18 protein-coding genes are annotated in these 19367 nt (G+C 72.6%); 15 read left to right on the top strand and 3 right to left on the bottom strand.

Translation table 11 applies throughout. The annotated features are described in order from the left end of the window. The first annotated feature begins 31 nt into the window (after positions 1–31). The 3 genes from ABZ721_RS15655 to ABZ721_RS15645 all read left to right on the top strand — a co-directional run bounded on the left by ABZ721_RS15655 (position 32) and on the right by ABZ721_RS15645 (position 2760). On the top strand, positions 32–862 hold the full coding sequence (locus ABZ721_RS15655) for a glycerophosphodiester phosphodiesterase family protein (protein WP_358789160.1): 831 nt from the start codon (positions 32–34) through the stop codon (positions 860–862). 142 nt (positions 863–1004) lie between these two features. Beyond that, positions 1005–1580 carry an ATP-binding protein gene (locus ABZ721_RS15650; protein ID WP_358789159.1) on the top strand — a complete coding sequence of 192 codons (576 nt, stop codon included), beginning with the start codon at positions 1005–1007 and terminating at the stop codon, positions 1578–1580. Positions 1581–1797: 217 nt separating this feature from the next. Continuing rightward, complete coding sequence (locus tag ABZ721_RS15645) at positions 1798–2760, top strand: DUF5926 family protein (protein ID WP_358789158.1); 963 nt, start codon at positions 1798–1800, stop codon at positions 2758–2760. Between the two features lie 243 nt (positions 2761–3003). Here ABZ721_RS15645 and ABZ721_RS15640 read toward each other — a convergent pair whose 3' ends face one another. Next, positions 3004–3648, bottom strand: a complete 645-nt coding sequence (locus tag ABZ721_RS15640; RefSeq protein ID WP_358789157.1) for a hypothetical protein — start codon at positions 3646–3648, stop codon at positions 3004–3006. A gap of 180 nt (positions 3649–3828) precedes the next feature. After that, positions 3829–4515, bottom strand: a complete 687-nt coding sequence (locus tag ABZ721_RS15635; protein WP_358789156.1) for a bifunctional DNA primase/polymerase — start codon at positions 4513–4515, stop codon at positions 3829–3831. Between the two features lie 720 nt (positions 4516–5235). On the opposite strand from ABZ721_RS15635, the gene ABZ721_RS15630 reads away from it, so the two are divergent. The 3 genes from ABZ721_RS15630 (at position 5236) to ABZ721_RS15620 (ending at position 8843) form a co-directional block, all read left to right on the top strand. After that, the gene (locus ABZ721_RS15630) at positions 5236–6618 is read left to right on the top strand and encodes a PP2C family protein-serine/threonine phosphatase (protein ID WP_358789225.1); all 1383 of its coding nucleotides are present in this window, start codon (positions 5236–5238) and stop codon (positions 6616–6618) included. A 112-nt stretch (positions 6619–6730) separates the two neighbouring features. Next, positions 6731–8212, top strand: coding sequence for an aminopeptidase P family protein (locus ABZ721_RS15625; protein WP_358789155.1), 1482 nt, complete (start codon positions 6731–6733; stop codon positions 8210–8212). A 67-nt stretch (positions 8213–8279) separates the two neighbouring features. Beyond that, positions 8280–8843, top strand: coding sequence for a winged helix-turn-helix domain-containing protein (locus ABZ721_RS15620; RefSeq protein ID WP_358789154.1), 564 nt, complete (start codon positions 8280–8282; stop codon positions 8841–8843). Here ABZ721_RS15620 and ABZ721_RS15615 read toward each other — a convergent pair. Then, the gene (locus ABZ721_RS15615) at positions 8830–9273 is read right to left on the bottom strand and encodes an ATP-binding protein (RefSeq protein WP_358789153.1); all 444 of its coding nucleotides are present in this window, start codon (positions 9271–9273) and stop codon (positions 8830–8832) included. The two genes, ABZ721_RS15620 and ABZ721_RS15615, sit on opposite strands and share 14 nt — an antisense overlap. A 205-nt stretch (positions 9274–9478) precedes the next feature. Here ABZ721_RS15615 and ABZ721_RS15610 point away from each other — a divergent pair, with 205 nt between their 5' ends. The 9 genes from ABZ721_RS15610 (at position 9479) to ABZ721_RS15570 (ending at position 19192) form a co-directional block, all read left to right on the top strand. Then, on the top strand, positions 9479–10261 hold the full coding sequence (locus ABZ721_RS15610) for a hypothetical protein (RefSeq protein WP_358789152.1): 783 nt from the start codon (positions 9479–9481) through the stop codon (positions 10259–10261). Positions 10262–10370: 109 nt separating this feature from the next. Further along, a complete protein-coding gene (locus ABZ721_RS15605; protein WP_358789151.1) occupies positions 10371–11090 on the top strand; it encodes a YcnI family protein in 720 nt (239 codons plus the stop codon). Positions 11091–11184: 94 nt separating this feature from the next. Then, positions 11185–11829: an SCO family protein gene (locus tag ABZ721_RS15600; protein WP_358789150.1), complete on the top strand. Its 645-nt coding sequence runs from the start codon at positions 11185–11187 to the stop codon at positions 11827–11829. After that, a complete protein-coding gene (locus ABZ721_RS15595; RefSeq protein ID WP_358789149.1) occupies positions 11826–12302 on the top strand; it encodes a copper chaperone PCu(A)C in 477 nt (158 codons plus the stop codon). Before ABZ721_RS15600 ends, ABZ721_RS15595 begins: the two co-directional genes overlap by 4 nt. A gap of 12 nt (positions 12303–12314) precedes the next feature. After that, positions 12315–14195, top strand: coding sequence for a copper resistance protein CopC (locus tag ABZ721_RS15590; protein ID WP_358789148.1), 1881 nt, complete (start codon positions 12315–12317; stop codon positions 14193–14195). Then, positions 14192–15511, top strand: a complete 1320-nt coding sequence (gene efeB / locus ABZ721_RS15585) for an iron uptake transporter deferrochelatase/peroxidase subunit (RefSeq protein WP_358789147.1) — start codon at positions 14192–14194, stop codon at positions 15509–15511. Before ABZ721_RS15590 ends, efeB begins: the two co-directional genes overlap by 4 nt. Before the next feature lie 27 nt (positions 15512–15538). Next, positions 15539–16465: a prephenate dehydratase gene (gene pheA, locus ABZ721_RS15580; RefSeq protein WP_358789146.1), complete on the top strand. Its 927-nt coding sequence runs from the start codon at positions 15539–15541 to the stop codon at positions 16463–16465. A 634-nt stretch (positions 16466–17099) separates the two neighbouring features. Further along, entirely contained in the window at positions 17100–18377 is a 1278-nt protein-coding gene (gene serS, locus ABZ721_RS15575; RefSeq protein ID WP_358789145.1) for a serine--tRNA ligase, read from the top strand. Continuing rightward, a complete protein-coding gene (locus ABZ721_RS15570; protein ID WP_358789144.1) occupies positions 18374–19192 on the top strand; it encodes an HAD family hydrolase in 819 nt (272 codons plus the stop codon). Before serS ends, ABZ721_RS15570 begins: the two co-directional genes overlap by 4 nt. Positions 19193–19367 lie beyond the last annotated feature (175 nt).

The following is a 19367-nucleotide window of genomic DNA, read 5'->3' as shown; positions in this document are numbered from 1 at the left end:
CCACGACACGCAGCGATGGCACCATAGCCCGGTGACTTCTGCGCATACGGCCCGGGATGCGTTCCCGGACGGGAACCCGATCCAGGTCGTCGCCCACCGGGGGGCGTCCGAGGACGTACCCGAACATACGCTCGCGGCCTACCGCAGGGCCATCGAGGACGGTGCCGACGCGCTGGAGTGCGACATCCGGCTGACCGCCGACGGCGAGCTGGTCTGCGTGCACGACTGGCGCGTCAACCGCACGTCCAACGGCCGCGGCGCCGTCTCGTCCATGGAACTGGCCGACCTCGCCACGCTCGACTTCGGCTCGTGGAAGGGGCAGCACAGCGACGCCGAGGCCCCGGACACCACCGACGACGAGCGCAGCAGCGTGCTGACCCTGGAGCGGCTGCTGGAGCTGGTGGCCGACACCGACCGGCGGGTCGAGCTGGCGATCGAGACCAAGCACCCCACCCGCTGGGCCGGCCAGGTCGAGGAACGGCTGCTGGAGCTGCTGCGCCGCTTCAACCTGGACGCGCCGCCGCCGGGGGAGCGTTCCGCCGTGCGCGTCATGAGCTTCTCGTCCCGCTCGCTGCGCCGCGTCCACACGGCGGCGCCGGCGCTGCCGACCGTCTACCTGATGCAGTACGTGTCGCCGCGGCACCGCGACGGACGGCTGCCCGCCGGGGTGGGCGTCGCCGGTCCGAGCATGCGGATCCTGCGGGCCAACCCGGGATACGTCGCCCGGGTGCACCGGGCCGGTCACCAGGTCCACGTGTGGACGGTGAACGAACCGGCGGACGTCGAGCTGTGCGCGCGGCTCGGGGTGGACGCGATCATCACCAATCGGCCGAAGCAGGTGCTGTCCCAATTGGGGCGGTAAACACGGTTATTACGGGAGTGCACCGGCGCGTTCGGACCGTGTTCGACCGAAGTGAGTGCCCCAAGGGATCGCAGTTGGCTTGTTTCCGGCCCAGCTCGGGAGGGCATTCATCCCGTGGCGTGGGGTCAAGGAGGTCTCGGGGGTGGCGTTGGTGGTGGCACAGGAGTTGCCGACGTCCTCGACCATGTCCCTGTCGCATGGTCCGGTGGGCGTGGCGGACGCACGGCGCAGGCTCCGCAGGGAGCTGTGTGCGAACGAGGTGCCGGAGCCGGTGGTGGACGACGCGGTTCTGATCCTCTCGGAGTTGCTGAGCAACTCGTACCGGCACGCACGCCCCCTCTGCGACGAACCGGAGGAGGGCGCCGACCGGGTCGACGGAGGCGGCACGGCCGCCGAGGGCACGGCCGGGACGACCGACTCCTGCGGGATCCGCGCCGCGTGGCGGCTCGGTGACGACGGCCTGCTCAGCGTGGAGGTGACCGACGGCGGCGGCCCGACCCGCCCCCGGCCGGCCAGCCCGTCGCTCACGGCCCGCGGCGGCCGCGGGCTGGGCATCGTCAGCAACCTGTCGTTGAGCTGGGGCGTGCGCGACGCTCCCGGCGAGGTCACCGTCTGGGCCCTGCTGCCGGTCAGGAGCCGGCACGCGCGCCGCGACGACCTGGCGCCCCGGCGGGACGTCCCGATCGACTTCGCGGACCCGTTCGACGACCTGCCCTGACCGACGAGCCCCGACCGACCGGCCCCGACCGACCCTGACGCTTCCGGAGGAGGCACGGAGGCACGGGTCCGACCGGCGGCCGCACAGCAGCCGCACGACGGCCGCACAGCCCGCTTTCCCGGATCCGTCGAAGGTTTACCCCGCGCGTTTCCGGCACCGGGCCCCGCGGGCGCTAGGCTCACGGCCGAAACGTAGCCGTACCGGGAGAGATCGAGCCATGGCCAAGAAGCGCCCGACGAAGACGAATGCCCCGCAGATCGTCGACGGGGAGATCCCAGTAGTCGGCGCGCGGGAGCCGTGCCCCTGCAACTCCGGCCGCCGGTACAAGGCGTGCCACGGCCGCGAGGCCTCGCACGCGGTGACCGAGCTGGTCCTGCGCCCCTTCGAGGGGCTGCCCGGCGAGTGCGACTGGGTCGCGCTGCGGGAGCTGGTGCCGGCCGCCACCGTCGAGCTGGCGCTCAAGGGCGGGCTCCCCTCGGACGTGCCGTCGCTGACGCTGGCGACCGTGCTGCCGATGGCGTGGCCGGGCCTGCGCCGCGACAGCGGCAAGGTCCTGCTGGGCCTGCAGAACGACACGGCCTCCGGCGACCTCAGCCGCGGCCTCGCCGACATCCTGCAGCGCGCGCTGACGGCCGAGCCGGGCTCGCCCGTCGAGGGCGCCCGCACGGACGGCGACGGGCCGCGCCTGCAGGACCTGCTGGACCTGGACGCGCCGTTCGAGCCGGTCGTGCACACCGGGTTCGAGTTCTGGCTGGAGAACGCGGGTGACGCCTCCGGCGACATCGCCGCCTCCCTGGAGCGCGCCAACGCCGCGGCGATCCCGACCGTCCGGCTGTCCGGCGTGGACGCCGCCTACTGGTGCGAGACGCCCGACAAGAACCACCTGCGCTGGGTGATGTCGCACCCCGAGGAGCAGCTCCTCGACGCCATGGCGCGGCTGCACGCCGCCGGCGCGTCCTCGCTCGGCGACGACACGCGCCTGGTCGGCTCGTTCCGCGCCCACGGGCTCGTCGTGCCGGTGTGGGACCTGCCGGTGGGCATGGCCGCGGACGAGGTCGAGAAGCCGGCCGCCGCGTTCGGCGAGCGGCTCCTGGAGGCGCTCGGTGCGACCGCCCCGCTCACCGGTGACGAGCGCCGCGCCCGCAGCGGCTTCATGAACCGGCAGATCACCCTGAGCTGAGGCGCCCGGGACCCGGCGGAACGAGTGACTCCGGTCACAACTCCGCCTGCCCACCGGTAATTACGGGTTCCTCTTCCTTCTGCCGAATTTGCGTACGGAAGAAATCTTGTTACCGTTTAAACAGCCCGGTCGCTGGTGCATCCCCCGTCGCCAGCGACCGGGTTTTGCCATGCCCGGACCACGCCCTTCACCAGGGCATGTCCGGAAGTTGATCTACATTGGCTGATTTCTGTTCAGCTATTGCTACCGATTGCTACCGACTCGTAGCAGCATTCGCTCACTTCCCGCAGAAGCGAACTCCGCGACAGCGCTGTAGACCTGCGTCACACCGTCATCCCGGGAAACCGCTTTCACAGTCCGTTCGCGCGGGGTCTCGCACGAGGCGGGATCCGCCCCGGCCCCGACCGGGCACTCCACCCGCACCGTCCGGCCGTCCGGCCGCATGAGGGTCAGGACGCCGCCGAGCGGTTCGCCGGTCCCGTTGCGGTAGTACGAGCGCCCCCAGGTGTCGCCGCCGACCGTGATGGTGCACGTCTGGGCCTGGAGGCCCTCCGGCGAGGTGAGTTGGGGTCCGCAGGCCGCGGCCGGCCGCAGCGCGGCCTTCGCGGCGCCGGCGCCCGCCCCGGAGCCCCTCGGCGACTCCTGGGCCGTCCCCACCCCCGAGACGCCGCCGGAGACCGGCCCCAGCCCCGGGAGCAGCCCGCCCACGGTCCCGGCGGCCGGGCCGTCCACCGCGCCCGGGACGGCCTGCGGCCGGTCGCCCCGGACGCCGCGCGCGGGTCCGGCCGGCCCCGCGGGACCCGCCGTGGCGGCGGCCAGCGGCAGCACCACCGCGAGCGCGATCACACTGGTGAGGGCGATCATGCGCAGATTCGGGGCGCGCTCCATCGGGTTCCACCTGTCAGGGATTGCGGCGGGTGCGGTACGCCGAACATATCGGTCCCATCGCACCGAAAAGGGGGCCGTTGGCCCGTATACCGGGCAACGACCCCCTGCTGCTACCCGAACGAGTGACCCCGTCAACGGCCCGGTGCACCGGGCCGGCACGCGTCTCCCGCCGGTCGTGCGTCAGTACGTGAGGTGTGTCCCGTCCGGCGCCGTCCGGCCCGCGCCGACGAGGGTGTCCACGATGAGCGCGACGCTCGGCAGCCACGGCGAGGTGGTGCCCTCGTCGACCACCGGCGGCCGGACCCAGCGCAGTTGCGCCGCGCCGCCGGTCGACGGCGGCAGCGCCACGTAGCCGCCCTGCCCGTGGTAGCGCAGCGAGCTGGGCACCCATTCGTGGGAGTCGAGCAGCTCGCCCAACTCCTCCAGGGAGTACGGGGCGACGAGCAGGACCAGGCGCGTCGGGGTGGCCAGCACCGGGCCCAGCCGCACGCCCAGCCGGTCGAGGGTGTCCAGGGCCCGCGCACCGGCCACGGCCGGCAGGCTGACCGCTGAAACGCGGTCGCCCGTGGCGAGCACCACGGGCGCGTCGGGGCGGGCCGTCCACCACCAGCGCACCATGCGCGGGTCGCGGGTGGCCGCCATGAGACCGGGATCGTGCGGGTGCACGCCGGGAACGGGGCAGTCCGGGCGCGGACAGGCGCACGACTGCGCCCCCGCGCTCCGCCAGGAACCACGGCGCTCGTGCCCGACACCGGGCACCACCGGCCAGCTCCACTGTTCGGTGTAGGTGAGAACCGCGCTGAGCAGCGCGGACTGGCCCCTCCGTCGGAACGAGAGCTTGCGTCGCCTTCCGAGGATCTCGCGCATAGCGCAAAGTTCCTTTCCGTTAACGCTCAGAGGATCTGCCCATGACACAACGTAATCTCGAGCACACCGCTTACAAGGCAGCGCATCACGCTGCTAGCCGAGCGTGGAACGTGGCGAGGGGTGGCGCACGCATGGCGCTTCGTGTTCTGTCTGCCGCGCTGTGCGCTTCCGCTGGGTGTGTGAACACCCCGCCACTCGGGGGTAGGCCGGCCGTCATCTACTAGTAGGACGCTGGAGCCAGACACCGGGTTCCTACCCACCGCCGTCAATATGACGCGCTGTTGGACGCCATCAGTCGACCGGCAATTGTCTTCGGGTGTGGTCATTTTCGGCCAAGCTTTTCGAGTGCGACACCACTCGTTCTACCAGCACAATCCTGGACATGGCCAGCAGCAGGCGTGTACAAGTGGAAACCTGGTAGCGGCGCAGCACGATATGGGGGTTTGCGATGCTATTGACGCAATTGACCTGCTTCATCAAGCCCCGCACGCGAGTCGGCAAAAATCCTGAATCGCCGACAAATAGCACTGTTTTTCGGCTGGGCCGTGATCTCGCGCGAAGCCGCCGGCCATGAGCACCACCCGGGTTCCAAAAGTGGCCGGAACCAAGCCTCCCATCCCCGTCGCGCCACACACTTCCGCCCCTGCGGCCGAATGCCGCCCCGTGGACCGCCTCGCGGCCGTCCAGGACCGGCTGGCCTGCTGGATCTCCGACCTCACCATGCTGCACGAACTCACCGAACGCCTCGCCGGCACCACCGGCCTCGACGCGTCCCTGCGGGAAGTCCTGCGGGCCGGTGCCGCGTTGGTCGGCGCGCGCCGCGGTCTGCTCGTCCTGGAACCGGCCGACCGGTTGGGTCCCGACACCACCGTGGGTCACGGGCTCGGTCACGCCGATCTGGGCACCATCGAGACCGTGCCGCGCGGCGCCGCCTCGTACGGGATCCTCCTCGACGGAGCGGAGCGGAGCAACAGCGGCGACGGAACCGGCGATTCCGCCCCAGTCACCGCAGCCGCCACGGCCACCACGGCCACGGCAGCCGCCACGGCCACCCCGGTCTCCGCGGACACCGCGATCGCCCCGGACGCCGAGCCGCAGCCGCCCACCCCCGCGCGACCGCCCGTCGACAGCGACGAGATCATCCACGCCGACCTGCCGCACGAGCCCGGCCTCGACCCGCGCCACCGCGAGGTCGCCGCCCACCTCGGCTTCGACGCCAGCTACGCGCTGCGGCTCACCACCGAGCGGACCGGCCACCTCGCCGCGGCCGTCTGGCTGTACGACGAACCGGCCGAACCGGTCGAACGCCAGCGCCATCTCGTCGGCCTCTACGGCCGGTACGCGGCCGAGCACATCGCCCGCCAGCTGGAACTCAGCCGCGCCCGCTCCACCCTCGCCGTCGTCGCCGAGGAACTGCTGCCCGCCCGGCTGCCGCGCGTCGCCGGCGTCCGGATGGCCGTCCGGCACGACACCGGACCGCGCGGCGGCGGCGACTGGTACGACGCGCTGCCGCTCCCCGAGGGCGCGCTCGGCCTCGCGGTCGGCGGCGTCACCGGCTCGGGGCCCAGCGCGGTCGCCGCGATGGGCCGGCTGCGGGCCTCGCTGCGGGCCTACGCCGTCATGGAGGGCGAGGACCCGGTCGCCGTCCTGTCCGACCTGGAGCTGCTGCTGCGGCTCACCGAGCCCGCCCGTTCGGCGACCGCGCTCTTCGCCTACGCGGAGCCCGAGCAGCACAAGCTCGTGCTGGCCGGCGCGGGACACTGCCCCCCGCTGATCGTCGGCGACCGCCGGATCGAGTACATCGAGACCTCGCTCTCGGCCCCGCTGGGCATGCTGGCCTGCTGGGAGGCGCCCAGCGTGGAGGTCAGGCCGGAGTCGGGCGAGACGCTGCTGCTCTACACCGACGGCCTGCTGCACCGCACCGGCGAGCCGCTGGACCGTGCGCTCGCCCGGCTGCACAGCGCCGCCCAGAGCGCGCCCCGCGCCACCCGCGACGACCCGGACCTGCTCGCCGACCACGTCCTGCGCACGGTGCTGCCGGACGGCCTCGACACCCTCGACAGTCCGGAGGACGTCGTCCTGCTCGCCGTCCGCTTCGACTGAGCCTCGGCCTCGACCGGGCTTCCGCCCCTCCTGCCCCTTCCAACCCCCTGGTCCGCTTTGCCGCACTTCGTGACCTAAGCCCCCTGTAGTCGGCCTTCCGTACGCACATACGATGGATCGGTCTATTGCGAGGAGGCAGGACGTGTCCGAAGAGGTCGAAGCGGCCGAAGAGCAGCCGATCAAGCAGCGCAAGAACGGCCTCTACCCCGAGGTCTCCGACGAGCTCGCCGAGCTGATGAAGTCCGACTGGGCCGACACCGAGCTGCACGACCTGCAGCCGATCGCCCAGGCGCCGCACGCCGCCCGCCGCCGCGCCGCGCTGTCCGCCCGGTTCCCGGGCGAGCGGCTGGTCATCCCGGCCGGCAACCTCAAGACGCGCGCGAACGACACGGAGTACCCCTTCCGGGCCTCCAGCGAGTACGTCCACCTCACCGGCGACCAGACGCAGGACGCCGTCCTGGTCCTGGAGCCCGCCAAGGGCGGCGAGGGCCACGACGCGACCGCGTACCTGCTCCCCCGCTCCAGCCGTGAGAACGGCGAGTTCTGGCTCGACGGCCAGGGCGAGCTGTGGACCGGCCGCCGCAACAGCCTCGCCGAGGGCGCCCAACTGCTCGGCCTGCCGTGCTCCGACGTCCGTGAGGTCGTCGCGAAGCTGGCCGTGGCGACCGGCCCGGTCCGGGTCGTGCGCGGCTACGACGCGGGCGTCGAGGGCGCGCTGCACGACAAGGTCACCGCCGAGCGCGACGCCGAGCTGAAGGAGTTCCTCTCCGAGCTGCGGCTGGTCAAGGACGAGTGGGAGATCGGCGAGCTGCAGGCGGCCGTCGACTCCACCGCCCGCGGCTTCGAGGACGTCGTCAAGGTGCTGGACCGGGCCGAGGCGACCTCAGAGCGGTACATCGAGGGGACGTTCTTCCTCCGGGCCCGCGTCGAGGGCAACGACATCGGCTACGGCTCGATCTGCGCCGCCGGCCCGCACGCCACCACCCTGCACTGGGTGCGCAACGACGGCCCGGTCCGCTCCGGCGAGCTGCTGCTCCTGGACGCCGGTGTGGAGACCCACAGCCTCTACACCGCCGACGTCACGCGCACCCTGCCGATCAACGGCCGGTTCACCGACATCCAGCGCAAGATCTACGACGCGGTCCACGCGTCCCAGACCGCGGGCATCGCGGCGGTCAAGCCCGGCGCCTCCTACCGCGACTTCCACGACGCCTCGCAGCGCGTGCTCGCGGAGAAGCTCGTCGAGTGGGGCCTCGTCGAGGGCCCGGTCGAGCGGGTGCTGGAGCTGGCGCTGCAGCGCCGCTGGACCCTGCACGGCACCGGCCACATGCTCGGCCTGGACGTCCACGACTGCGCGCACGCGCGGACCGAGACGTACGTGGACTGCGTGCTGGAGCCCGGCATGGTGCTCACCGTCGAGCCCGGCCTGTACTTCCAGGCGGACGACCTGACGGTGCCGGCCGAGTACCGCGGCATCGGCGTCCGCATCGAGGACGACATCCTCGTCACCGCCGACGGCAACCGGAACCTCTCGGAGGCGCTGCCGCGCGCCTCCGACGAGGTCGAGGCGTGGATGGCCGGCCTGCGGGGCTGAGCCGCGCACCGCACGTGAACCGCCTCGGGCGCCGCACCGCGGCACCCGGGGCGGTTTACTGGCCGCCGTGACGACAACCGACCCCGCGCTGCGCGCCATGGCCCACCCGGTGCGGCTGCGCATGCTGTCCCTGATGTGGGCCGCGCCGCTGTCCGCGGCCGAGCTCTCCCGCGAGCTGGGCATCTCGCACGCGCTGGCCAGCCAGCACCTGCGCCGGCTGGACGCCGCCGGGCTCGCGGAGCTCGCCGAGGTCCGCTCGCACCGCGGCGGCCGGGAGCGGCGCTACCGCACCGTGCGGGGCACCCCGCTGTCCGACCGGCAGGACGGCACCCCGCTGCTCGCCGAGGCGCTGGCGCACAACCTGCGCGACCGGGCCGCCCGCCGGGCGCCGGGGCAGGAGGGCGTGACGTCCGACGCGGAGCTGTGGGTGGCGCCCGAGGCCTGGGACGTCTTCCGCACCCGGATGACGGAACTCCTCGTCGACCTCCACGAGGCCGCCCGCGCCCCGCACGCCCCCGGATCCGTCCTGCTCGGCGCCACCGTGATGGCGTTCCTCGTGCAGGCGGAGACGGACGCGGGACACGCCGGAGACGAAGGGGCCGAAGGCCCCGAGGCTCCTACGACACCTTGAGCAGCGAGTCGTCCCGCCACTTGAGGATCTTGTCGATGGTCACCACGGCGCCCCGGCCCGGCCGGTTGTGGAAGTGGACGTGGTCCACCAGCGCCTCGATGAGGAACAGCCCCCGCCCGTCCTCGGCGTGCCGGCCCTTGAGGGCCAGCGGCCGGGCGAGCTGGTGGCGCGGCCGGTCGGGCGCGAAGCCCGGACCCGAGTCGGCGACCTCGATACGGCAGCGGTCGCCGTCGATGCGCGCCGTCACGCTGTAGTCGCCCTCGCCCGCGTGTTCCACGGCGTTGGCACAGGCTTCGGACACCGCCACGGACAGGTCGTAACAGATCTCCGGATCGACACCGGCGGTCTGCATCGTCCCCAGCAGCAGCCGTCGGGCGAGCGGAACGCTCGCGGCCTCGCGCCGCAAGTGGAGAGACCACCAGATGCTCATGCTCCAGCCTCCAGGCCACGGCTCGACTTACGGATACCTATAGCCACGAATTGCGCCCCGTAAGCGTCCTCTTGGCGTGATCCCGCTCATTCGGCGGATGTGGGACCCCGGCGTACAGGTGTAAAAGGACGTCTCGCCCGCACCCCCTCAAGCCGGGCACCCCCCGTATGCGCCGGTTCCCGGCGGTGAGAGGATGACGGCCGTCATGGCTTCCCTTTCCCCCGTTTCCCCCGTGCGCGCGGGCACCGGGCTGCGACTGCTGAGGGCCGCGGTGTTCACCGCGGTCTGCGTCGCGCTGTCCGCGGCCGGGCACGCGCTGGCGTCCCGTCACGGGGTGCCGGCCGGAGCGCTGGCGGTGGGCTGCCTCGCGGTGTTCGCCGTGGCAGCGCCGCTGGCCGGGCGCGAACGGTCGCTGCGGGGGATCGCCACGACGCTCGCCCTGGGGCAGCTCGCGCTGCACGCCGTCTTCGGCGCCGGACAGGCCTGCGGGGACCCCGCCACGGGCCAGGACGGCGGTGCCGGCGTGATGGCGCTGGCCGGCCGCCTGCTGTGCGGCGGCCACACCTCCGCGGCGGCCCTCACCCGGCAGAGCGCGGAGCGGATCGTGCGCGACGCGGGCATCGACCCGGCGTCCGCGATGCCCATGGAGCCCGTCACCCGATCCGGTGACGCCGGCGTCACCGGAATGCACGCGGCGATGGCGTACTCGCTGCCGATGCTGCTCGCCCACCTGTTCGCCGCGCTGGCCGTCGGCTGGCTGCTGCGGCGCGGTGAGGCCGCCCTGTGGCGGCTGGTGGGCCTGTCGGCGGACGTGCTGCGCGGCGTGCTCGTCGCGCTGGTGCGCGTCCTGGTCGCGGGGGCGGCCGACGACCGGCTCGCCGCGCTGCGGCCGCGCCGGTTCGCCGCCGGGCAGGGGAAGGCGCGCGGCGTACGGCTGCGCCACAGCCTGGCGCGGCGCGGGCCACCGGCGTACGCCCTGGCGGTCTGACGCGAGCGCTCTCCACCGGCCCGGTTCCCACCGGTGCACGGGGGGCGGCGGTCTCGCGCGTTCCGCACACGCGCCGACCCCCTTCCCCCCACTCACTGTGGAGTGCCCCATGAACAGTTCCCGCACGCGCCGCCTGACCACCGTCGGCGCGCTCACCGGTTCCGCGCTGCTGCTGGCCGCCGTACCGGCCTTCGCGCACGTCTCCGTGACGCCCAGCAGTGCCGCCAAGGGCGGCTACAGCACCGTCGCGTTCAAGGTCCCGAACGAGCGGGACAACGCCTCGACGATCAAGCTCGAAGTGAACCTGCCCGCCGACCACCCGATCGCGTCCGTCTCCACGCAGGCCGTTCCCGGCTGGAAGGTGGAGGTCGTCAAGTCCAAGCTCGCCAAGCCGATCACCATGCACGGCAAGCAGGTCACCGAGGCCGTCACGAAGATCACCTGGAGCGGCGGCACGATCGAGCCCGGCCAGTTCCAGCAGTTCCCCGTCTCGTTCGGCCCGCTGCCCGACGACACGGACCAGCTGGTCTTCAAGGCCCTCCAGACGTACTCGAACAACGAGGTGGTGCGCTGGATCGAGGAGGAGAAGCCCGGCGCGGCCGAGCCGGCGAACCCGGCGCCCGCGCTGAAGCTGACCGCCGCCACGACCGACGCCCACGGCTCCGCGGCCCCCGCCGCCGACACCAAGGCGCAGGCGTCGACGACCGCGGCCGCCGACTCGGACGACAGCGACACGACCGCACGGATCCTCGGCGTCGCCGGCATCGTCGTCGGTGTCATCGGCGTCGCGTTCGGCGTCCTGGCCGGACGCCGCCGCACCTCCGTCTGACGCACCGGCCGGGCGGCCGTACGGCACGATCCGACGCCACCCGTCGGCCCGTACGGCCGGCCCGGCCCCGCCATCGCACTCCTCGGGAACTCTCATGCGCACCACCGTCAAGATCGGCGTCGCCCTCGCGGCCGTCGCGGCCCTCGCCGGATGCGGGGCCTCCAGCGGCGACTCCAAGGAGCCGCTCGCCGTCGTCTCCGGAGGGGCGTCCCAGCCGGGCACCCTCCTCGACGCCCCCTTCACCAAGCCGGCCCTGACCCTCACCGACACCCACAACAAGCCGTACGACCTGGTCAAGGAGACGGCGGGCCGGCCCGTCCTGCTCTTCTTCGGCTACACCCACTGCCCCGACGTGTGCCCGACGACGATGAGCGACATCGCCATCGCCAAGTCGCGGCTGCCCAAGGCCGACCAGCAGAAGCTGCGGGTCGTGTTCGTGAGCACGGACCCCGCGCGCGACACCCCGCAGCGCCTCGGCGAGTGGCTGGCTTCCCAGGACAAGGACTTCGTCGGCCTGACCGGCGACTTCGCCACGATCCAGAAGGCCGCCAGATCCGTCGGCGTCGGCATCGACAAGCCGGTGACGGAGAAGGACGGCAGCGTCACCGTCACGCACGGCGCCGAGGTGCTGGCCTTCTGGCCGAAGGACGACAAGGGGCACGTCCTGTACATGTCCGGCACGACCGCGGACGAGTTCGCCGCCTACCTGCCGAAGCTCCTGCGGAGCGAGGCCCCGTGAGGCTCCGCAGGTCAGCGGCGGCCCTTCCCGTCCTGCTCGCCGCCGCCCTCGCCCTCGCCGGCTGCTCGTCGGGGCCGGACGCCTCGGCGCGCGCCGGTGCGAAGGGGCCGAAGCTGTCGGTGAGCGGGGCGTACATACCGCAGCCGGTGATGGCCGACATGGCCGCGGGCTACTTCACGGTGGTCAACACCGGCGACACCGACGCGGAACTGACGTCCGTCAGCAGCGACCTGGCCGCCGATATCACCCTGCACTCCACCGCGGAGAACCGTATGCGCAAGGTGAGCTCCCTGACCGTCCCGGCGGGCGGGCGGCTTACGCTCAGCAGCGGCGGCAACCACCTGATGCTGATGGAGCTGACGCACAAACCGGTCGCTGGCGAGAAGGTGTCCATGGAACTGCACTTCGCCCGGGCCGACCCGATCGGCGTCACCGTGCCGGTCGAGCCGGCCGGCTACCGGCCGAAGGGCTGAGGAGGAGCGACGATGACCATCAGGCGTGCGCTGGTCGTACTGGGTGCCCTGCTCGCCGTCGTGCTGGGAGCGGCCGCCCCGGCCTCGGCGCATGCCGCGCTGGTGAACACCAACCCCGGCGAGGACGCGATCGTCAAGACCGCGCCCCAGCAGGTGCTGCTCACCTTCTCCGAGGGCGTGCTGCTGTCCGCCGACTCGCTGCGGGTCCTCGACCCGGCCGGCGGGCGGGTGGACAGCGGCCCGCCGCAGCACGCGAACGGCAACAGCTCCACCGCCATGGTCGCGCTGCGCGCCGGGCTCGGCGACGGCACCTACACCGTCGCCTGGAAGGCCGTCTCGGAGGACAGCCACCCGGTCGCGGGCGCGTTCACGTTCTCCGTCGGCGCCCCCTCCAAGACCACCGTCGACGTCGCCGAGCAGGCGCGGGCCGTCGGCGGCGGCGCCGCGGGCGTCCTCTACGGCATCGGGCGCTACGTCGCCTACGCCGGGTACGCGCTGCTCGTCGGCGCCTCCGTCTTCCTCGCCGTGTGCTGGCCGCGCGGCGCGCTGCTGCGCCCCATGCAGCGGATCGCCGGCGCCGGCTGGGTGGCGCTCGTCGCGTCCACCATCGCGCTGCTGATGCTGCGCGGGCCGTACGCGAACGGCGGCGGGCTCGGTGACGCGTTCGACCTCGGGGTGATGCGCGACGTGCTCAACACCCGGCCGGGCGCCGCACTGCTCTCCCGGCTGCTGCTGCTCGCCGCCGCCGCCGTCTTCCTGACGGTGCTCTTCGGCTCCTACGCCAAGCGCGGGACGCCCGCCAACGAGAGCGAGCGGGCCGAGCGCGCCGACCTCGCCTGGGGTCTCGGCATTGGCGGCGGGGTCATCGCGACGGGCATCGCCGCGACCTGGGCGATGGCGGAGCACGCCTCCGTCGGCATCCAGTCCGGCCTCGCCATGCCGGTCGACGTCCTGCACCTGCTGGCCATGGCGGTGTGGCTGGGCGGCCTGACCGCCCTGCTGACCGCCCTGGTGGCGGGGCTCGGCATCGAACGGGAAGCCGTCGAGCGCTTCTCGCGCATCGGCTTCGCGGCCGTGGTGACGCTGGTCGCCACCGGCGTCTACCAGTCCTGGCGGCAGCTCGGCTCGTGGGACGCCTTCGTCTCCACCTCCTACGGGCAACTGCTGCTCGTCAAGATCGGCCTGGTCGTCCTGCTGGTCGAACTGGCCTGGCTGTCGCGCCGCTGGACCGCGCGGCTGGGCGCGCCCGCCGTGTCCGTCACGGCCCCGGCCGCCAAGCGGCCGGAGCGGGTGGTGGCCGGCTCGTCCACCGACCCGGCCCGGCAGGCGCAGCTGCGCCTGCAGCGCACCGCCCGGGACAAGGCGCAGGCCAAGCGGACCCGCGAGGCCGACCTCGAACGCACCGGGCTGCGCAGATCCGTGCTGGCCGAGGTCGCCGTCGCCGTGGTGGTGCTCGCCGTGACGACGCTGCTCACCGGCACGCAGCCGGGCCGCGCGGCGCAGGAGAAGACCGGCTCGGTGCCCGCGACCGCGGACGCCCCCTCCGGGCTGCCGCTCAGCGTGCGCATCCCGTACGACACCGGCGGCGCCAAGGGCAAGGGTCAGGCCCTGATCACCATCGATCCGGGGCGGGTCGGCCAGAACGAGGTGCACGTCCTGATCTCCGGCACCGATCCGGTGCCGGTCGACGTGCCCGAGGTGAAGCTCGAATTCACCCTCAAGGCCAAGAACATCGGACCGCTGCCGGTGGCGCTGCAGCACCTGGACGTCGGCCACTGGACGGCGGCCTCGGTACAGCTGCCGATCGCCGGCACATGGCAGGTGTCCGTCACCGTGCGGACCTCCGACATCGACCAGGTGACCGAGACCAGGAACGTGGAGATCACCTCATGACCGGGACGGCCGAACAGCGCTCGACGCGGCGGCCCGGCAGCGAGCCGCCCGGCGGCGGGACACCCGAGCCCCCCGCCGCGGGACCGGCGTTCACCCGGCGGCGGCTGCTCGGCACCGCCGGAGCGGCCGGCGCTGCGGGGCTCGTCGCCGGCGGCGCGGGCGGGGTGCTCGGCGACGCGGTCCTGCGGAACGGCCCGACGCCGCTGACCTCGGTCGGCGCGACCGCCGTCCCCTTCCGGGACGGCACGCACCAGGCCGGCATCACCACCCCGCAGCAGGCCCGCGGCCACCTGGTGGCCTTCGACCTCACCGCCGGACAGACCCGCCGGAACGTCGCGGCCCTGATGGCGCGCTGGTCGGCCACGGCCCGGCAGCTGGTCCGCAACGAACGGCTGCACGGCGACGACGACCAGATCGCCGGCGACGCGGGCCCCAACTCGCTGACCGTCACCTTCGGGTTCGGCGCCTCGCTCTTCGCCAAGGCGGGGCTGGCGGACCGGGCGCCGCAGGCCCTCGCGCCGCTGCCGCCGTTCTCCGCCGACGCGCTGGACCCGGCCCGCAGCAACGGCGACCTGTGGGTGCAGATCGGTGCCGACGACGCGCTCGTCGCGTTCCACGCCCTGCGCGTGCTGCAGAAGACCGCGGGCGACACCGTCCGGGTGCGCTGGCAGATGAACGGCTTCAACCGCACCCCCGGCGCGACCCTGCGCCCGGTGACCTCCCGCAACCTCATGGGGCAGGTGGACGGCACCAACAACCCCCGGCCCACCGACCCGGACTTCGACCGGCGGATCTTCGTACCGGCGGGCGGCACGGCCCGCTCCCCGGAGTGGATGGCGGGCGGCTCGTACGCGGTGGTGCGCAGGATCCGGATGCTGCTCGACTCCTGGGACCACCTCTCCGTCGAACGGCAGGAGAAGGTGATCGGCCGCCGCAAGTCGGACGGCGCACCGCTGTCCGGCGGCACCGGGACAACGCCCGTGGACCTGGACAAGCGGGACGCGACGGGGGCGCCGGCCATCGCGGGCGACGCGCACATCCGGGTCGCCGCCCCCGCCTCCAACGGCGGAGCGGCGATGCTCCGCCGGCCGTTCTCGTACCACGACGGCATCAGTGCGGACGGGAGCCCGGACGCGGGCCTGCTCTTCGTCTGCTGGCAGGCCGATCCGGAGCGCGGATTCGTCCCCGTGCAGCGGAAACTGGACCGGGGGGACGGGCTGTCCCGCTTCCTGCGCCACGAGTCGAGCGCCCTGTTCGCGGTGCCCGGCGCGGGCGCGCCCGGGGAGTACGTGGGGCAGCGGCTGCTGGAGTCGTGAACCCTTCCGGCCCATTAGGGTGACCGTATGTCGGCAAGCCGCTACACGTACCTGGGTCCTGAAGGCACTTTCACCGAGGCAGCGCTCAGAACGCTGCCCGAGGCGGCGACCCGGGAGCTGGTGCCGATGGTGTCGGTGCCGGCGGTGCTGGACGCCGTGCGCAACGGCGAGGCCGGCGGGGCACTGGTGCCCATCGAGAACTCGGTGGAGGGCGGCGTCACCGCCACCCTGGACGAGCTGGCCACCGGCACCCCACTGATGATCTACCGCGAGGTGCTGCTGCCGATCGCGTTCGCGCTGCTGGTGCGGCCGGGCACGCAGCTCGGCGACGTGAAGACGGTGACCGGCCACCCGGTCGCGCAGCCTCAGGTGCGCAAGTGGCTGCGGGCGCAGCTGCCGGACGCGGTGTGGGAGTCGTCGGCGTCGAACGCGGACGGGGCGCGGCTGGTGCAGGAGGGCCGCTTCGACGGGGCCTTCGCGGGCGAGTTCGCGGCGGCCACGTACGGGCTGGAGCCGCTGGTCACCGAGATCCATGACGCGAAGAACGCGGCGACGCGCTTCGTCCTGGTCGGGCGGCCGGGCCGGCCGGCGGCGCCGACCGGCGCGGACAAGACCTCGGCGGTGTTCTGGCTGGGCGACGACCATCCGGGCGCGCTGCTGGAGCTGCTGCAGGAGTACGCCGTGCGCGGCGTGAACCTCGTGCGTATCGAGTCCCGGCCGACAGGCGAGGGCATCGGCCGGTACTGCTTCTCGGTGGACTGCGAGGGGCACATCACCGACCGCCGGGTCAGCGAGGCGCTCATGGGGCTCAAGCGGATCTGCCCCCAGGTGCGGTTCCTGGGCTCGTACCCGCGGGCCGACGAGGTCCGCCCCCAGGTGCGCCCCGGGACGACCGACGACGAGTTCACCGACGCCGCGGACTGGCTGGGACGGGCACTGGACGGACGGGGCTGACCCGTCCCGCTCCGGGCCCCGTCCACATCCCCGCCGAGGCGCTCGTCCACGCCCCGTCCACGTCCCCATCAGGGCCCTCGTCAGGGCCCTCGTCAAGGCTTCCACGTTGTCCACCGAGTTATCCACAGGCCTGAGGTCGGGCCTGGGGATAACTGGGGATAAGTCGACAGACCAATCCGACCTAGTCGACAAATCGGTACACAGGCACCACGGTCGGCCACAGCGGCTCAGGTCACCCTTCGTCAGCCCAATTCCGCTGATCAACTCTATAGAGGGAACACTTCTCACTCGAAAGTGCGTGTTAAGAGGGTTTGGACCGGGAATCCTTCGCCGAACACAGGGCGTCCGGAACGATCAAGTCCGTCTTCCACAGTTCGCACACACAACCTGTGGACAAAGGAAAAGAATCCCCATCCACCTGTGGATAACCGGGGTTCTGGAGGGGCTCGCACCCCCTCCCAACTCCCCTTCTCCACAAGGGCGGTGCCCCGATGGAGGGATGCGGTGAATTCGGTTGACGGCGACCTTTTGTCCGTTATTGCATTCCGCCCCCCGTTTCTTCGAAACGGACATAACGCCATCAAAAGCCCTTAAGTTGTCGCGTTGGGCCCCGCCGCCCCGGTAGCCTGTAGCCGTGATTGACCTTCGCCTGCTTCGTGAGGACCCCGACCGTGTGCGCGCCTCCCAGCGCGCCCGTGGAGAGGACGTCGCGCTCGTCGACGCCCTCCTCTCCGCCGACGAGCGGCGCAGGTCGTCCGGTCACCGCTTCGACGAGCTGCGCGCCGAGCAGCGCCAGCTCGGCAAGCTCATCCCCAAGGCCCAGGGGGACGAGAAGGCCGAGCTGCTGAAGAAGACCGGCGTGCTCTCGGCCGCCGTCAAGGCGGCGGACGCGGAGCAGAACGAGGCCGCGCAGGAGGCCCAGAGCCTGCTGCTCAAGCTCGGCAACCTCGTGCACCCGGACGCGCCGATCGGCGGCGAGGAGGACTTCGTCGTCCTGGAGCAGCTCGGTGCGCCGCGCGACTTCGCGGCCGAGGGCTTCGAGCCCAAGGACCACCTGGAGCTCGGCGAGATCCTGGGCGCCATCGACGTGGACCGCGGCGCCAAGGTCTCCGGCTCGCGCTTCTACTACCTGACGGGCGTCGGCGCGCTCCTGGAGCTGGCCCTGGTCAACGCGGCCATCGCGCAGGCCACCGCGGCCGGCTTCGTGCCGATCCTGACGCCCACCCTGGTCAAGCCCGCGGCCATGGCCGGCACCGGCTACCTCGGCCAGGTCGACGACGACGTGTACTACCTGGAGAAGGACGACCTGTACCTGGTCGGCACCTCCGAGGTCCCGCTCGCCGCGTACCACATGGACGAGATCATCGACGCGGGCAAGCTGCCGCTGCGGTACGCGGGCTTCTCGCCCTGCTACCGCCGCGAGGCCGGTTCGTACGGCAAGGACACCCGCGGCATCATCCGGGTGCACCAGTTCGACAAGGTCGAGATGTTCGTCTACACCACACCGGAGGACGCGGAGGCCGAGCACCAGCGGCTCCTGGAGTGGGAGAAGCAGTGGCTCACCGCGCTGGAACTGCCGTTCCAGGTGATCGAGCTGGCCTCGGGCGACCTGGGCGCCTCGGCGTCGCGCAAGTTCGACTGCGAGGCGTGGATCCCGACCCAGGGCAAGTACCGCGAGCTGACCTCGACGTCGAACACGACCGAGTTCCAGTCCCGCCGGCTGTCGATCCGGATGCGTGACGAGAACGGCACCCGCCCCCTCGCCACGCTCAACGGCACGCTGTGCGCCGTACCGCGCACCATCGTGGCGATCCTGGAGAACCACCAGCAGGCCGACGGCTCGGTCCGGGTCCCGGAGGTCCTGCGCCCCTACCTGGGCGGCCGTGAGTTCCTGGAGCCGGTCAGCAAGTGAGCTCCTCCGCACCCCTCCCGTACCGACTGATCGCCACCGACCTGGACGGCACGCTGCTGCGCGGCGACCACACCGTCTCGGAGCGGTCGCGGGCAGCGCTCGCCGCGGCCACCGCGGCGGGCGCCGCCCACATCGTCGTCACCGGCCGCTCCGTGCCCTGGGCCCGGCAGATACTGGACGACCTGGGCTACGACGGCCTGGCCGTGTGCGGCCAGGGCGCGCAGGTCTACCACGCGGGCGAGCACCGGCTGCTGACCTCCGTGACGCTGGACCGGCAGCTCGCCGGGCTCGCGCTGGCCAAGATCGAGGCCGAGATCGGCCCGATCTTCCTGGCCGCGAGCCAGGACGGTCTGGAGGGCGACGTGCTGGTCGGCGCCGGGTACCAGTACCACCCCGAGCTGCCGGTCATCCACATGAAGGACGACAGCGAGCTGTGGAGCGCCCCGCTCAACAAGCTCTACCTGCAGCACGGCGACCTGGACGACGACGAGCTGGCCCGGGTCGCGCGCGAGGTCGCGGGCGACCTCGTCGGGGTGACGATGGCGGGCGAGGGCATCGTCGAGCTGCTGCCGCTCGGCCTCAGCAAGGCCACCGGCCTCTCCATCGCCGCCCGCCGGCTGGGCCTCAAGGCCGCCGACACCATCGCCTTCGGCGACATGCCCAACGATCTGCCGATGTTCGCGTGGGCGGCCCACGGCGTCGCGATGGCCAACGCCCACGACGAGCTGAAGGCCGTCGCCGACGAGGTGACCACGTCGAACGAGGACGACGGCATCGCCGTCGTCCTGGAACGGCTCCTCGCGGCCGCCGCCTAGGCACCGCGCCATGACGGTGGCGAGGGGCGGTCCAGCGGGTGCGGATGCAGGTGCGGATCCGGGTTCAGGTGCGGATTCAGGTGCGGATGCGGGCGTGGGTTCGGGCTCAGGTGCCGATCCGGGTCCTGGTCCGGCGTCGGGTCCGGGTGCCGCCGGGTCCTTCGGCAGCGATCTC

Origin of the sequence: Streptomyces sp. NPDC006733 (genome assembly GCF_040636125.1) — a bacterium.
Lineage (GTDB): Bacteria > Actinomycetota > Actinomycetes > Streptomycetales > Streptomycetaceae > Actinacidiphila.
The sequence above is the reverse complement of the archived record's forward strand: the minus strand, read 5'-3'. Positions and strand labels throughout refer to the sequence as shown.

Bases quoted from the DNA above. Each gene is read 5' to 3' on its own strand.
- efeB (WP_358789147.1), top strand. From the start codon at position 14,192: ATGACCGGGACGGCCGAACAGCGCTCGACGCGGCGGCCCGGCAGCGAG.
- pheA (WP_358789146.1), top strand. From the start codon at position 15,539: ATGTCGGCAAGCCGCTACACGTACCTGGGTCCTGAAGGCACTTTCACC.
- ABZ721_RS15600 (WP_358789150.1), top strand. From the start codon at position 11,185: ATGCGCACCACCGTCAAGATCGGCGTCGCCCTCGCGGCCGTCGCGGCC.
- ABZ721_RS15605 (WP_358789151.1), top strand. From the start codon at position 10,371: ATGAACAGTTCCCGCACGCGCCGCCTGACCACCGTCGGCGCGCTCACC.
- ABZ721_RS15635 (WP_358789156.1), bottom strand. From the start codon at position 4,515: ATGCGCGAGATCCTCGGAAGGCGACGCAAGCTCTCGTTCCGACGGAGG.
- ABZ721_RS15645 (WP_358789158.1), top strand. From the start codon at position 1,798: ATGGCCAAGAAGCGCCCGACGAAGACGAATGCCCCGCAGATCGTCGAC.
- ABZ721_RS15625 (WP_358789155.1), top strand. From the start codon at position 6,731: ATGGATCGGTCTATTGCGAGGAGGCAGGACGTGTCCGAAGAGGTCGAA.
- ABZ721_RS15640 (WP_358789157.1), bottom strand. From the start codon at position 3,648: ATGGAGCGCGCCCCGAATCTGCGCATGATCGCCCTCACCAGTGTGATC.
- ABZ721_RS15615 (WP_358789153.1), bottom strand. From the start codon at position 9,273: ATGAGCATCTGGTGGTCTCTCCACTTGCGGCGCGAGGCCGCGAGCGTT.
- ABZ721_RS15610 (WP_358789152.1), top strand. From the start codon at position 9,479: ATGGCTTCCCTTTCCCCCGTTTCCCCCGTGCGCGCGGGCACCGGGCTG.
- ABZ721_RS15630 (WP_358789225.1), top strand. From the start codon at position 5,236: ATGCTGCACGAACTCACCGAACGCCTCGCCGGCACCACCGGCCTCGAC.
- ABZ721_RS15590 (WP_358789148.1), top strand. From the start codon at position 12,315: ATGACCATCAGGCGTGCGCTGGTCGTACTGGGTGCCCTGCTCGCCGTC.